Origin of the sequence: Basfia succiniciproducens, from assembly GCF_011455875.1 — a bacterium.
GTDB classification, from domain to species: Bacteria; Pseudomonadota; Gammaproteobacteria; order Enterobacterales; family Pasteurellaceae; genus Basfia; species Basfia succiniciproducens.
In genome coordinates this window covers 1,084,608-1,098,362 of sequence record NZ_CP015031.1, presented here as the reverse complement: position 1 = coordinate 1,098,362, position 13,755 = coordinate 1,084,608, and the positions used below count along the sequence as shown (strand labels likewise).

Here is a 13,755-nt window from a genome sequence, read left to right as displayed (position 1 = left end):
TTAAAATAGGATAATTATGAGGTCGGTTTCTATCGTCGGTTTGGGCTGGTTGGGATTATCGCTGGCAAGACATTTGAAAAACTTAGGCTGGGATGTTAAAGGCAGCAAGCGCACTCACGAAGGTGTAGAGCAAATGCGTTTAATGCGTTTTGAAACGTATTTCCTGGAACTTACGCCGGAAATCAATGCGGATCCGGATGATCTCACCAATTTATTGTCTGTCGATACATTAATTATCAATATTCCTCCAAGCGAATATTTTTTTGATCCTAAATTATATGTGGAAGGAATCGAAAATTTAGTTAATGAAGCCTTATTATGCAATATATCGCATATCGTTTTTATCAGTTCCACATCGGTATTTCCCAATGTTTCCGCTAATTTTGATGAGGAATCCGTACCACAGCCGGATTCCGAAATCGGCCGCGCCTTATTGGAAGTCGAACAACGTTTGTTTGAATTAAAAGATATTGATGTGGATATTATCCGTTTTGCAGGATTGGTCGGTTATGATCGTCACCCGGTATATAGTTTGGCGCGTAAAGAAAGCGCAATTTCAGGTGGTAATACGCCGATTAACTTAGTTCATTTTGATGATTGCGCCAGAGCTATTCAATTATTGCTGGAAATGCCGGGCTATCAGCGGCTATATCATTTGGCGGCGCCAAAGCATCCCTCAAAAGTGGAGTATTACACAAAAATGGCGACAAAATTAGGGCTAAATCCACCGCAGTTTTTGTGTGACGAAAAAGACCCTCAACGCATTATTAAAGCGGATAAGATTTGCCGAGAGTTGGATTTTGTTTATCAATACCCGGATCCGGATGAATTTATCTAAAGTGAATGACTCGGAACTGTTAAAAGTGCGGTTGAAAAATTCATAATTTTCACTGATAATAGACCGATTTTATATCGGAACACAGGATTACATAAACGTCAATAAGTAGGAATAACTATGTCAAACACAATTCTACAAAACCTACCTCTAGGTCAAAAAGTGGGGATCGCATTCTCCGGCGGTTTGGATACCTCTGCAGCCTTATTATGGATGCGTCAAAAAGGTGCGGTGCCTTATGCTTATACGGCTAACTTAGGCCAACCGGACGAAGACGATTATAATGCCATTCCTAAAAAAGCCATGGCTTACGGTGCGGAAAACGCCCGTTTAATCGATTGCCGTAAACAATTGGCGCAAGAAGGTATCGCGGCCATCCAATGCGGTGCATTCCATATTTCAACCGGCGGCGTTACTTATTTTAATACTACCCCGCTTGGCCGTGCCGTAACCGGTACCATGCTGGTTGCCGCCATGAAAGAAGATGACGTAAATATCTGGGGTGACGGTTCAACATTCAAAGGTAACGATATCGAGCGTTTCTATCGTTACGGTTTATTGACCAACCCGAATCTTAAAATCTACAAACCTTGGTTAGACGATCAATTTATTGATGAATTGGGCGGCCGTTTCGAAATGTCGCAATTCTTAATTGCCAACGGTTTCGACTACAAAATGTCGGTGGAAAAAGCCTATTCGACAGACTCCAATATGTTGGGTGCAACACACGAAGCGAAAGACTTGGAAGATTTAAGCACCGGCATTAAAATCGTCAAACCTATTATGGGCGTTGCGTTCTGGGACGAAAGCGTTGAAATCAAACCTGAAGTGGTTACTGTCCGTTTCGAAGAAGGCGTGCCGGTAGAATTAAACGGTAAACGTTTTGACGATGTGGTCGAGTTGTTTATGGAAGCCAACCGAATCGGCGGTCGTCACGGTTTAGGAATGTCAGACCAAATTGAAAACCGTATTATCGAAGCAAAATCCCGCGGTATCTATGAAGCGCCGGGAATGGCATTGTTCCATATCGCTTACGAACGTTTGGTTACCGGTATTCACAACGAAGATACCATCGAACAATACCGTATCAACGGTTTGCGTTTAGGCCGCTTATTATACCAAGGCCGTTGGTTTGACCCGCAAGCGTTAATGTTGCGCGAAAGTTCGCAACGCTGGGTAGCCAAAGCGATTACCGGCGAAGTGAAACTTGAATTGCGCCGCGGTAACGACTATTCCATTTTAGATACCGTATCGCCGAACTTAACTTACGAGGCGGAACGCCTAAGTATGGAGAAAGTGGAAGATGCGCCGTTTGACCCGATCGACCGTATCGGTCAGTTAACTATGCGTAACTTAGACGTTACGGATACGCGTAATAAGCTCGGTATCTATTCGGAAGCAGGCCTTCTCACCGCCGGTAAAGATGCCGTCGTACCGCAATTAGGTAGTAAATAGTTTGCTAATTAATTAAAATAAATAGCCATACATTTTGTGTGGCTATTTTTTCGAGTATTTATCAAATAAATATAAATTTGACGATATCAAATGAATAAAAGTGCGGTCATTTTTTTGCATTTTTTAAACGGCAAGTTTTAAATCACCGGGTTTAATCCAGCCTTTTCTGCGCATTAGATAGGCTATAAGCAGGCTTAAAATTGCCGGAAGAATAAAATGTAACACTAAAATGACAAGCCAAATATAAGGCGAGTTACCCATTGCATTTATCGTTCCGATTTGTCCCACTAAACCGCTTGTTCCCATACCGGCGCCGGATGGGATATTTTGCATTTGAAAAATAACCGTAGCAAAAGGCGCGATGATTGCACCGGATAAAGTCGGCGGAACCCATATTTTGGGATTTTTAACAATATTCGGTATTTGCAGCATACTGGTTCCTAACCCTAAACTGAGCAACCCTCCCCACCGGTTTTCTTTAAATCCTATCACGGCAAATCCTATCATTTGCGCACAACAACCGATAGTTGCAGCGCCCGCCGCTAAGCCGCTTAATGATAATGTTACTGCGATAGCCGCACTGGAGATCGGTAATGTTAAGATCATACCCATTAATACGGAAACGAGAATACTCATTGGAATCGGATGTAATTCTACCGCCCACATAATCATTGCGCCGGTTTCCCGCATTAATGAGGCAAGAAACGGACCCATAAATTGTGCGGTGGCAATACCTGATAATAATGTCACCGCCGGTGTAATTAAAATATCAATTGGTGTGGTCTTATTGACAAGTTTGCCAAATTCGGCACCTATTGCGGCAGCAATAAAACAACCTATTGGGCCGCCTAATGTAGCGCCGGCTATACCTGTTGTGGTGCTGGAGAGCAGTACGAGGGGCGGCGCCTTTAGTGCATAAGCTACACCAACACCGATAGCTGCCCCCATTGAAGATTGCGCTAACGCACCCAATTCATTAAGCCAGAGAATATCAAGCCAATCCCCTGTATTCTTCAGAATTAAACCTATAATCAATGAACCGAATAGACCTAGCGCCATAAAATTCATTGCATCAATGGCATAACGACGTAAACTGAACTTGATGTTTTGACGAATAAGAAAGTTTTTCAGTCGGTTTTTCATGGCAAATTATTCCTATCAATAATTAAGTTGACTTTTAATAAATGTATATTATTTGCTACATATTTTATCCGGTAATACAAAATATATACTTAACAGCTAAAAATCAAGTGTTGTTTAAGAGGTTTTTTATTATTTTTTGTAGCATAAATATAAGTAAGCAAGTGAAACGGTATTTTTAGACTAAAATATTTGACTTACGGCAATAAATTATTGTTTATCATCCAAATCATATTCAGGTAAAATTACGTTATCTATAAATTCCGATTAGTTGAAATCGGATAACATTATTAAAGAGTATCTATGACTAAAAATATTGTAATTACGGTTGACGGTCCAAGCGGTGCGGGTAAAGGAACATTATGCTACGCTTTGGCGAATAGATTAGGTTTTGCCTTATTAGATAGCGGTGCAATTTATCGGGTTACCGCGCTAGCGGCATTACAATGTAAAGCGGATTTAACCAATGAAGCGGAACTTGCCGAATTGGCGGCTCATCTTGATATTGAATTTTTGCCTGAAGCGGGTGAAGTTAAAGTAATGTTGGGCGGGGAGGATGTCAGCGGTTTAATCCGTACTCAGGAAGTGGCTGATGCGGCTTCGAAAGTGGCGGTTTTTCCTCAGGTGCGCAGTGCACTTTTACAATTACAGAAAGATTTTGCCACACCGAAAGGGTTAATTGCGGACGGTCGCGATATGGGTACGGTGGTTTTCCCGACGGCGCAAGTCAAATTATTTTTAGACGCCAGTGCCGAAGAACGCGCAAAAAGACGTTTTAAACAGTTGCAAAATAAGGGAATTAGTGGTAACTTTGACCAGATTTTAGCCGAGATTAAGGATCGTGACTTCAGAGACAGAAATCGTCCCGTCGCGCCGTTGAAACCCGCTGATGACGCTTTATTATTAGACAGTACGACACTTAGTATTGAAGAAGTGATTGCACAGGCGCTAAGTTATATTCATCAAAAGGTGAAAATCTAGCTGGAATTCAGGGTTTGTTCACGGACGGATAAACTTTTATTATCAGCCCCACTTTATAAGGATAAGAAGTGGACGTTATTAACTATTTTAGAAGATTAATTTATGTCAGAATCTTTTGCTCAACTATTTGAAGAATCATTAAAAGAACTTGAAACCCGTCAAGGTTCAATCGTTAGCGGTACTGTTGTTGCTATCCAAAAAGGCTTTGTGCTTGTTGACGCTGGTTTAAAATCAGAATCTGCAATTCCTGTGGAAGAATTCCAAAATGCACAAGGTGAATTAGAAGTTCAAGTCGGTGATGTTGTAAATGTTGCTTTAGACGCAGTGGAAGACGGTTTCGGTGAAACTAAACTTTCTCGCGAAAAAGCGGTTCGTCACGAATCTTGGATTGAGTTAGAAAAAGCATACGAAGAACAAGCTACTGTTACCGGTTTAATCAACGGTAAAGTTAAAGGTGGTTTCACAGTTGAGTTAAACGGTGTTCGTGCATTCTTACCTGGTTCATTGGTAGATACTCGTCCGGTACGTGATACTCTACATCTTGAAGGTAAAGAGTTAGAATTCAAAGTTATCAAATTAGATCAAAAACGTAACAACGTAGTTGTTTCTCGTCGTGCGGTAATCGAATCAGAAAACAGCCAAGATCGCGAAGAAATTTTAGCGAACTTAGCTGAAGGCGCAGAAGTTAAAGGTACGGTTAAAAACTTAACCGATTACGGTGCGTTTGTTGATTTAGGCGGTGTTGACGGTTTATTACATATCACCGATATGGCTTGGAAACGTGTTAAACACCCAAGTGAAATCGTAAATGTGGGCGACGAAATTACCGTTAAAGTATTAAAATTTGATAAGGATCGCACACGTGTATCTTTAGGCTTAAAACAATTAGGTCAAGATCCATGGGCTGCAATCGCTCAAAACCATCCGGTCGGCAGCAAATTAACCGGTAAAGTAACCAATTTAACCGACTACGGTTGTTTCGTTGAAATTTTAGACGGCGTTGAAGGTTTAGTTCACGTTTCTGAGATGGACTGGACAAACAAAAATATCCACCCATCTAAAGTTGTAAGCTTAGGCGATACCGTTGAAGTTATGGTATTAGAAATCGATGAAGAACGTCGTCGTATTTCTTTAGGCTTAAAACAATGCAAAGCAAATCCGTGGTTACAATTTGCTGAAACTCACAACAAAGGCGATAAAGTTGAAGGTAAAATCAAATCAATCACTGATTTCGGTATCTTCATCGGTCTTGAAGGCGGCATCGACGGTTTAGTTCACTTATCTGACATTTCTTGGAATGTGGCAGGTGAAGAAGCGGTTCGTAACTACAAAAAAGGTGACGAAGTCGCAGCTGTTGTTTTACAAGTCGATTCGGCTAAAGAACGTATTTCTTTAGGTATCAAACAACTTGAAGAAGACCCGTTCAATAACTTCGTAGCGGTAAACAAAAAAGGTGCGGTAGTTTCTGCAACTGTTGTCGAAGCCGATAGCAAAGGCGCTAAAGTTGAATTAAACGGTGGCGTTGAAGGTTATATCCGTGCAGCGGATTTAACAGACGAAGTAAATGCCGGTGATGTTGTGGAAGCAAAATACACTGGTGTTGATCGTAAAGCTCGCATCGTTCATTTATCCGTACGTGCGAAAGATCAAGCTGAAGAAGCTGCTGCAGTTGCAAGCGTGAATAACAAACAAGAAGACGTTGCTATTCCGAACGCAATGGCTGAAGCATTCAAAGCTGCTAAAGGCGAATAATTACTTATTTACCAAGTAAAGTAAATTAACCGGCGTGCATTAGTGCGCCGGTTATCTCACAAAGAGAAGTACAACATAATGGTTTAGTAAAAGAATTATTATGTTGTATTGTTGAAATAAAAGGATCCCATTATGACTAAATCAGAACTTATTGAAAGTTTGGTTGAAAAAAATCATTCTATTTCAGTGAAAAGTGTTGAGAATGCGGTAAAAGAGATTCTTGAACATATGTCTCAGGCTTTAGAAAGCGGTGATCGAATTGAAATCCGGGGATTCGGTAGTTTTTCCTTACACTTCCGTCAACCTCGAGTGGGTCGTAATCCTAAAACCGGTGCACAAGTGAAATTAGATGCGAAATGTGTTCCTCATTTTAAAGCGGGCAAAGAATTAAGGGAACGAGTGGATTTTAACGCATAAGTTTAAAATACTCGGATATCGTCAAAATAACGACACGTAAAGTGTCGTTTTTTGTATTGATTTTTGGCATAATGAAAAAAATTTATTTGAGGAAAATGCATTATGATTAAATATATTTTTGCGTTTGTAATTATTATTGCGATTATTTTAGTGGCAATTACGGTGGGTGCGAATAATGATCAAGTTATTACTTTCAACTATATTATTGCGCAAAGTGAGTTGCAATTATCTTCTTTAGTAGCGATTTTATTTGGTTTCGGTTTAATTTTGGGATGGCTCATTACCGCTTTCTTCTATTTAAAACTGAAACTTAAAAATATTACGTTAACACGCCAAGTAAAACGCCAAACTCAGCAAATTAACGAACTTACTACCAGTCTAGATAAGGCTGCACAATAATGCTTGAATTACTCTTTCTGCTTTTACCCATTGCCGCTGCTTACGGCTGGTATATGGGACACCGAAGCGCGAAGAAAGATCAGGAAGACGTCAGTAATAAATTATCCCGTGACTATGTGACGGGAGTAAATTTTCTTTTATCCAACCAAACGGAAAAAGCGGTCGATTTATTTTTACATATGTTGCAAAAGCAGGAAGAAGAAAATGAGATCGATAGCAATTCACAATTTGAAGCGGAGCTCACTTTAGGTAATCTGTTTCGTTCCCGTGGTGAAGTGGACAGAGCCTTACGAATTCATCAAAATTTAGACCGCAGTTCTTATTACACTTTCGAACAAAAATTGTTAGCCAAGCAGCAATTGGCTAAGGATTTTATGTCCGTAGGATTTTTTGACCGAGCCGAAACGCTTTATATTATGTTAGTGGACGAGCCCGAATTTGCCGAAGGCGCATTACAACAATTAGCCGTTATTTATCAAAAAACAAAAGATTGGAAAAAAGCGATTAATGTGGCGGAAAAATTAGCCAAAATTTCTCCTCAGGAAGATAATATCGAATTGGCGCAATATTATTGTGAATATGCCCGTACATTGGGGGAGGAGAGCAAAGAGCAGCCTAAAGAAATTCTTCAGCAGGCATTGACTGTTTCACCTAGTTGCGTCAGAGCTTCTATGTTATTGGGGGATTTTTTGATACAAGAAGAGCAGTATGCGAAAGCAGTCCCTGTGCTTGAGAATGTACTGACGCAAAATGCAAGTTATGTGGGTGAGGTTCTCCCTCAACTTAAAGAATGCTATCAGCATTTAAATCAATTGGATAATTTCGAATTATTTTTAATTAGAGCCAATCAAGAATATAAACATAATAGCTCGGTTGCCCTAGCACTGGCGGATTTAATTGCCGAACAAGACGGCCGTACAGCGGCACAGAATAAGGTTTATCAGCAATTAACGCAAAATCCGAGCCTGTTTTTATTTCACCGTTTCGTTCAATATCAGGTAGATGATGCCGAAGAGGGACGGGGCAAAGACAGCCTGGTTTTATTACACCGTATTGTTGGCGAACGAATTAAACAAAGTTTTGGTTATCGTTGTACAAACTGCGGTTACCAAAGTCATAAATTATTATGGTGTTGCCCGTCTTGCCGTCAATGGGAAAAAGTGAAACCGATTCGCGGTATTGAAAGCCAAATTTAGCAAAGAGGAAGTTAATATGAGTAATAAAATTATCGTAGCATTAGATTACGAAACGGAAAAAGAAGCGCTCCAATTAGTGGATCAAATCGATCCGAGTTTATGCCGCTTAAAAGTGGGTAAAGAAATGTTTACTACCTTAGGTACAAATTTTGTAAAACTGCTGCAAGACCGTGACTTTGATGTGTTTTTGGATTTAAAATTCCACGATATTCCGAATACGGTTGCAAGAGCGGTACGTTCAGCCGCCGATCTTGGAGTATGGATGGTGGATCTACATGCCAGCGGCGGTTTACGAATGATGGAAGAAGCGAAGAAGATTCTTGAGCCTTACGGTAAAGATGCGCCGATTCTGATTAGCGTTACCGTTTTAACCAGTATGGAAGATTTGGATTTGTTACAAATCGGTATTAACGCTTCACCGATGGAGCAAGTTATCCGCCTTGCTCATCTAAGTCAACGTGCGGGTTTAGACGGTGTGGTTTGTTCGCCGCAGGAAGTGGAAATTTTACGTCAACATTTAGGTAAAGAGTTCAAATTAATTACACCGGGAATTCGTCCTGTTGGTTCTGAATTCGGTGATCAACGCCGAGTCATGACTCCTCCGGCGGCAATTGAAGCCGGTTCCGATTATTTAGTGATTGGGCGCCCGATTACGCAAGCGGCAAATCCGGCTGAAGTGTTGCGTTCAATTAATGCGTCTATTGCGAATTTAATCGCTTAATAAGAAAATAGCCGCCCTCGCCTAACAAGGCGAAGTTATAAAGGCGGACCGGAGCCTGCCTATATTAGTTTTGTTAAAAATTCGAAGCGGGCGGGTAATGTCCGCTTTTTAGTTAAAAATTTGAAAAAACAGACCGCACTTTTATGAATGATATTGTATATTCCACTGAAACCGGCAGAATAAAGCCGGAGAAAACAAAGCAAGAGCGTCCTAAAGGCGACGGCATTGTCCGTATTCATCGTCAAACCAGCGGGCGCAAAGGCGCCGGTATTTCTTTGATTGTCGGATTGGATTTGCCGGATGACGAACTGAAAAAATTAGCCGCAGAATTGAAGAAACGTTGTGGTTGCGGCGGTTCGATTAAGGACGGGAATATAGAAATACAGGGTGAAAAACGGGATTTACTTAAACAATTGTTGGAACAAAAAGGATTTAAGGTTAAATTAGCCGGCGGCTAAATTTTCCGTAGTCTGTAAAATACCGCACTTTTACCGTTAAATTGAAACGAATTAAAGTGCGGTGTTTTTTACTCGCTTCGCTCACCTCTTTGGAGCCGTTGGTATAGCCAAGGTTCAAACGCCGGCGTTTATATGAAATTTAGTGAAAATAACCTAAGTACATTGCCGCTAAAAACGCTGAAAGGGCGAGAATTAAAAACAAAATATTCGACTTGACGGCATTTTTTTGAAAAAATTTTGCTGAAAAGAACGCATATAGAACCAATAGAAGTACTTTTCCTATTAACCACATTTGTAATCCGTAACCAAATACGAATACCAATGCGACCCCGCTTAAAACCAACAACGTATCGGCTAAGTGCGGTGTGATTTTTAAAAGTTTTACGGTGCGCCAGTCCTTGCCTTGTAATTGCATATAAACGCGCACGATTAATAGCATCAGACTCAGAAAAGCAAAGGTAATATGGGTTTGAAGTAGTGTTGTTAGCATAATAATCGCTCAATAAAGTTATAACGGTATTTTATACAAACCGTTTACCGTTAGAAAAAAGAAAAGTGCGGTAAAAAATACCTCACTTTTTCCCATTAAACCAGGTTGCCGATCAGGCTACGGGTTTCTTCTTTTACTTCCGTCAACCGAATGTTAACGATGTCGCCGATTTTATAACGGCGTTCGCCATTAATATAAAGGGCCAGTTCATCGGTATTGACTTGAATTTCGTCTTTGTTCGGATGAATACTTGAGGCCGGCACGAATACGCTTGCACCGTTTTCCAATAATTGCACCCGTAAACCGCCGCGCATGCAATCCTGTACTTCCGCCCGGAATTCCGGGTTGCTTTCCACTTTATCCGCCAGATAACGGCAGTATAGCCAATCGGCAATATCACGTTCCACCATACGGTTTTGTTTACGGGCTTCCTGCAAGCGGGCAAGAGTTTCATCGCTCGGTTTTACACATTCCCGGTTAGCTAGACAGGCTTTAATTAAGCGGTGATTCACCATATCGGAATATTTACGGATTGGTGAGGTCCAGGTGGCGTAACCCGTTAAACCTAAACCGAAATGCGGTGCGAGTTCCGACTTAAATTCCGCAAAGGTCAGGAAACGACGTAAACGGAATTCCAGATAATCGCCTTCAATTGGTTCAATATCATGTCGCATACGGCAATAGCCCGCTAAGGTAGCTAAATTTTCCACGGAATAACGCTCGGCTAATTCCTGTTGGTTTTCTTCGTTACTCAGATTTGCCATTAAGAAATTATGGGCGTTCGGCAGGAATTTTTTATCGAATCCTACATGAGTATTGAAAATCCCGGTTTGCGCATTTTTCGCCAAATAATGCGCGCAACAAATATTGGCGATAATCATGGATTCTTCCACGATTTGGTTGGCAATGCGACGATATTCCGCCTTAATTTCACGCACATGACCGTTATCCGCCAGTACGAAACTGTAATCCGGTTTTTCTTTGAATAATAACCCGTGTTTTTTTCGCCAGTTAATGCGAACCAAGGCAAACTGGTGCAGCCAATTAATTTGTTGTTGAGTACTTTCGTTTTCAGGTTGCCAGGCGTTCTCGACTTGTTCTAAATAGTCGGATACGTTGTTATAAGCCAGTTTAGCTTTCGATTGTACCTGAGCTAATATAAATTCGGGTTCGCCGACGATTTCGCCCTGCATATCGGTTTCGAGTCGGCAAACAAGCGCCGCGCGGGTTTCATTTTCCATTAATGAACAAAGTTCGTCGGATAGTTCCCGAGGCAGCATCGGAATGTTAAATCCCGGCAAATAATTAGTGAAACAGCGTTTGCGGGCATCTTTTTCAATTTGTGAGTCAAGGGCGATATAAGCGGTAGGATCAGCAATCGCTACCGCAAGCTTCCAGCCCGTCTGTTCGTCGTTTGGGCCGGTAACAGGCTCGATATAAAGGGCATCGTCCATATCCTGCGTATTTTCACTGTCGATGGTGACGAAATGAAGTGCGGTGAAATCCCGGCGGGTTTCCGTATCTAACATGGAATAAACTTCTTGACCTTGAACCGGGTAACGGGACTGTTCGTGACGCGCGAGGGTTACCCACCAAGGGGCGAATTCGTCCTCTGCCGAACAAATAAATTCGGCAATTTGCGCATAAAAGAAACGATCATCGCGTAGCGGATGGGTTTTTAACGTCGCCACCACCCAATCGCCCTCTTTGAGTTCCTGTTTGACGGTTTTGGCTTGGGCGGCGCCGATAGGCTGATTAATATTGGGGTGATCAACCAGGACTTGTAATTTTTTATCTTTATTGAACCGCACTTTTGCGATAAAACGGGTCAGCATCGGTTCAATTAATTCTTCAGGCTCCGCCTGTTTTTTATCGCCGATAGTTTCGATTGCCGCTTTTATTTTATCGCCGTGCATCACTTTTTTCATGGCTGGCGGCGCAATGAAGAAAGTTTCTTTTTCCGTTTCTAAGAAACCGTAGGCTTTATCCGTGCCTTTCACCACGCCTTCAACGTGCGGCTTACTGTCGTGTAATTGTTGTTTTAATTGAGATAATAAAGGATTGTTCTGAAACATATTTTGCCCAGAGACAGGGAGATATTCCTGTTCAAAATTATAAATATTAAGGGACAGGCATAAAACCTGTCCCTGCGAGATGAATAAAAAAACGAATTACTCTTCGCCTAATTCACCCATGGCGGTGATGCTGAAACCCGCATCGACATGTAATACCTCACCGGTTACGCCGGAGGATAAGTCAGAACATAAGAATGCGGCGGAGTTGCCCACATCGTCAATGGTTACGGTGCGACGTAATGCGGCGGTTTTCTCGAAAGCGGAAAGCATTTTCTTGAAGTTTTTAATGCCGGAAGCCGCAAGCGTACGGATTGGACCGGCCGAAATTGCGTTTACGCGAATGCTGTCTTTACCTAAATCCGCCGCCATTACGCGGGTTGCCGCTTCTAATGAGGCTTTCGCCAGACACATCACGTTATAGTTAGGAATTGCACGTTCGGCGCCTAAGTAAGTTAAGGTCACTAATGAAGCGTCTTTGTTTAAGAACGGACGTGCCGCTTGCGCCATAGCGACAAAACTGTATGCGCTGATGTCGTGGGCAATACGATAACCTTCGCGAGTAGCGGCATTAACGTAGTCGCCGTCTAATTGATCGCCCGGTGCGAATGCGATGGCATGTACGAAACCGTCGAATTTATCCCAAACTTTGTTTAAATCGGCAAAGCATTTTTGAATGCTTTCGTCCGTTGCTACATCTAACGGCAGAACGATATCCGAACCGAATTCTTTGGCAAATTCTTCAACTCGAGGCTGTAATTTATCGTTTAAATATGTAAATGCTAATTCCGCACCCTGTGCTTTCAATGCTTTTGCAATGCCGTATGCGATGGAACGGTTGCTGGCAAGACCTGTTACTAAAATTCGTTTACCTGTTAAGAAACCCATTTTGAAATCCTATTTGGTTGTTGAAAAATCGTGCGTAGTATAAAGGAAAATCCTCATGATTACAAAGCAGATGAGTGAAGTATTGCAACAAAACTGTGGAAAAAACTACCGCACTTTATATTTGTTCTTTTCGGTAAAGTACGGTTGAATTTTAAGCCGGATTATCAATGTCGATAAATTCCACTTCAAATTGATATTCCTGCGCCAACCATTCACCTAACGCCCGAATGCCGTAACGTTCGGTAGCATGATGACCGCAGGCAAAATAATGGATGCCCAGTTCTCTGGCGCTGTGAGTCGATTGCTCGGAAATTTCACCGCTGATAAAGGCATCGCAGCCCCGTGCCGCCGCCAAATCAATATAACCCTGACCGCCGCCGGTGCAAATACCGATTTTGCGGATTAAGTGCGGCGGATTTTGCGAGAGTTCTTCCGCGTTGCAAACTATCGGTTTACGTTGAAGGGCTTTTTCGATACGTCGGGCAAAATCTTCCAAAGAAATTGGTTGTGCAAGTTCGCCAAATACCGGAATGCTTACAGAATCCGATTCTAAGGGTTGTAAATTTTCTATCTTTAATAATTTCGCTAACTGCGCGTTATTTCCCAGTTCGGCATGTACATCGAGAGGAAGATGATAACCATACAGATTAATATCGTTAATCAATAACGTTTTTATACGTTTGCCTTTCATACCGCGGATACAGGGATCTTCGTTTTTCCAGAAATAACCGTGATGTACTATAACGGCATCGGCATGTCGCGCTATGGCAGCCTCAATCAGGGCTTGGCTGGCTGTCACCCCAGTCACAATTTTCCTGATTTCCGGGCGGCCTTCCACTTGTAAACCATTGGGCGCATAATCCGCAATAATCGCAGAATTAAGTTTTTGACTGATAAGTTTTTCAAGCGCTAAATTATTCATAAAGTGTCTCTTATTTAGATGAAAAGTGC

14 protein-coding genes are annotated in these 13,755 nt (G+C 41.8%); 9 read left to right on the top strand and 5 right to left on the bottom strand.

Annotated features, from left to right (window positions below; all coding sequences use genetic code 11):
• Nucleotides 1–16 precede the first annotated feature (16 nt).
• Nucleotides 17–838: an SDR family oxidoreductase gene (locus tag A4G13_RS04885; protein WP_090654920.1), complete on the top strand. Its 822-nt coding sequence runs from the start codon at nt 17–19 to the stop codon at nt 836–838.
• Between the two features lie 117 nt (nt 839–955).
• Nucleotides 956–2,290: an argininosuccinate synthase gene (argG, locus tag A4G13_RS04880; protein ID WP_011200652.1), complete on the top strand. Its 1,335-nt coding sequence runs from the start codon at nt 956–958 to the stop codon at nt 2,288–2,290.
• A 123-nt stretch (nt 2,291–2,413) separates the two neighbouring features.
• On the opposite strand, the gene A4G13_RS04875 is transcribed toward argG, so the two are convergent.
• Entirely contained in the window at nt 2,414–3,433 is a 1,020-nt protein-coding gene (locus A4G13_RS04875) for a PTS sugar transporter subunit IIC (RefSeq protein WP_090654923.1), read from the bottom strand.
• 300 nt (nt 3,434–3,733) lie between these two features.
• On the opposite strand from A4G13_RS04875, the gene cmk reads away from it, so the two are divergent.
• From cmk to yciH, 7 genes are all read left to right on the top strand, one after another.
• On the top strand, nt 3,734–4,411 hold the full coding sequence (cmk, locus tag A4G13_RS04870) for a (d)CMP kinase (protein WP_011200650.1): 678 nt from the start codon (nt 3,734–3,736) through the stop codon (nt 4,409–4,411).
• A 102-nt stretch (nt 4,412–4,513) separates the two neighbouring features.
• Nucleotides 4,514–6,163, top strand: a complete 1,650-nt coding sequence (gene rpsA, locus A4G13_RS04865) for a 30S ribosomal protein S1 (RefSeq protein ID WP_011200649.1) — start codon at nt 4,514–4,516, stop codon at nt 6,161–6,163.
• A 132-nt stretch (nt 6,164–6,295) separates the two neighbouring features.
• Nucleotides 6,296–6,580 (top strand): integration host factor subunit beta, encoded by a 285-nt coding sequence (locus A4G13_RS04860; RefSeq protein ID WP_011200648.1) that lies wholly within the window; start codon nt 6,296–6,298, stop codon nt 6,578–6,580.
• Nucleotides 6,581–6,682: 102 nt separating this feature from the next.
• Nucleotides 6,683–6,979, top strand: a complete 297-nt coding sequence (locus A4G13_RS04855) for a LapA family protein (RefSeq protein WP_090654927.1) — start codon at nt 6,683–6,685, stop codon at nt 6,977–6,979.
• Entirely contained in the window at nt 6,979–8,175 is a 1,197-nt protein-coding gene (lapB, locus tag A4G13_RS04850; protein ID WP_090654930.1) for a lipopolysaccharide assembly protein LapB, read from the top strand. The genes A4G13_RS04855 and lapB overlap by 1 nt, the downstream gene beginning before the upstream one ends.
• Nucleotides 8,176–8,191: 16 nt before the next feature.
• The gene (pyrF, locus tag A4G13_RS04845; protein ID WP_041639844.1) at nt 8,192–8,896 is read left to right on the top strand and encodes an orotidine-5'-phosphate decarboxylase; all 705 of its coding nucleotides are present in this window, start codon (nt 8,192–8,194) and stop codon (nt 8,894–8,896) included.
• A 143-nt stretch (nt 8,897–9,039) separates the two neighbouring features.
• Nucleotides 9,040–9,354 carry a stress response translation initiation inhibitor YciH gene (yciH, locus tag A4G13_RS04840; protein WP_011200644.1) on the top strand — a complete coding sequence of 105 codons (315 nt, stop codon included), beginning with the start codon at nt 9,040–9,042 and terminating at the stop codon, nt 9,352–9,354.
• A 139-nt stretch (nt 9,355–9,493) separates the two neighbouring features.
• Here the strand turns inward: yciH and A4G13_RS04835 are convergent, their stop codons facing one another.
• The 4 genes from A4G13_RS04835 to A4G13_RS04820 all read right to left on the bottom strand — a co-directional run bounded on the left by A4G13_RS04835 (nt 9,494) and on the right by A4G13_RS04820 (nt 13,726).
• The gene (locus A4G13_RS04835; protein WP_090654933.1) at nt 9,494–9,844 is read right to left on the bottom strand and encodes a SirB2 family protein; all 351 of its coding nucleotides are present in this window, start codon (nt 9,842–9,844) and stop codon (nt 9,494–9,496) included.
• Nucleotides 9,845–9,939: 95 nt separating this feature from the next.
• Nucleotides 9,940–11,919 carry an exoribonuclease II gene (gene rnb, locus A4G13_RS04830; protein WP_090654936.1) on the bottom strand — a complete coding sequence of 660 codons (1,980 nt, stop codon included), beginning with the start codon at nt 11,917–11,919 and terminating at the stop codon, nt 9,940–9,942.
• Nucleotides 11,920–12,015: 96 nt separating this feature from the next.
• Nucleotides 12,016–12,804 carry an enoyl-ACP reductase FabI gene (locus A4G13_RS04825; protein ID WP_090654940.1) on the bottom strand — a complete coding sequence of 263 codons (789 nt, stop codon included), beginning with the start codon at nt 12,802–12,804 and terminating at the stop codon, nt 12,016–12,018.
• 151 nt (nt 12,805–12,955) lie between these two features.
• On the bottom strand, nt 12,956–13,726 hold the full coding sequence (locus tag A4G13_RS04820; protein WP_090654943.1) for a Nif3-like dinuclear metal center hexameric protein: 771 nt from the start codon (nt 13,724–13,726) through the stop codon (nt 12,956–12,958).
• Between the last annotated feature and the right edge of the window lie 29 nt (nt 13,727–13,755).

Excerpts from the sequence above, each read along its gene's own strand:
- A4G13_RS04885 (WP_090654920.1), top strand. The coding sequence starts at position 17 with ATGAGGTCGGTTTCTATCGTCGGTTTGGGCTGGTTGGGATTATCGCTG.
- argG (WP_011200652.1), top strand. The coding sequence starts at position 956 with ATGTCAAACACAATTCTACAAAACCTACCTCTAGGTCAAAAAGTGGGG.
- A4G13_RS04875 (WP_090654923.1), bottom strand. The coding sequence starts at position 3,433 with ATGAAAAACCGACTGAAAAACTTTCTTATTCGTCAAAACATCAAGTTC.
- cmk (WP_011200650.1), top strand. The coding sequence starts at position 3,734 with ATGACTAAAAATATTGTAATTACGGTTGACGGTCCAAGCGGTGCGGGT.
- rpsA (WP_011200649.1), top strand. The coding sequence starts at position 4,514 with ATGTCAGAATCTTTTGCTCAACTATTTGAAGAATCATTAAAAGAACTT.
- A4G13_RS04860 (WP_011200648.1), top strand. The coding sequence starts at position 6,296 with ATGACTAAATCAGAACTTATTGAAAGTTTGGTTGAAAAAAATCATTCT.
- A4G13_RS04855 (WP_090654927.1), top strand. The coding sequence starts at position 6,683 with ATGATTAAATATATTTTTGCGTTTGTAATTATTATTGCGATTATTTTA.
- lapB (WP_090654930.1), top strand. The coding sequence starts at position 6,979 with ATGCTTGAATTACTCTTTCTGCTTTTACCCATTGCCGCTGCTTACGGC.
- pyrF (WP_041639844.1), top strand. The coding sequence starts at position 8,192 with ATGAGTAATAAAATTATCGTAGCATTAGATTACGAAACGGAAAAAGAA.
- yciH (WP_011200644.1), top strand. The coding sequence starts at position 9,040 with ATGAATGATATTGTATATTCCACTGAAACCGGCAGAATAAAGCCGGAG.
- A4G13_RS04835 (WP_090654933.1), bottom strand. The coding sequence starts at position 9,844 with ATGCTAACAACACTACTTCAAACCCATATTACCTTTGCTTTTCTGAGT.
- rnb (WP_090654936.1), bottom strand. The coding sequence starts at position 11,919 with ATGTTTCAGAACAATCCTTTATTATCTCAATTAAAACAACAATTACAC.
- A4G13_RS04825 (WP_090654940.1), bottom strand. The coding sequence starts at position 12,804 with ATGGGTTTCTTAACAGGTAAACGAATTTTAGTAACAGGTCTTGCCAGC.
- A4G13_RS04820 (WP_090654943.1), bottom strand. The coding sequence starts at position 13,726 with ATGAATAATTTAGCGCTTGAAAAACTTATCAGTCAAAAACTTAATTCT.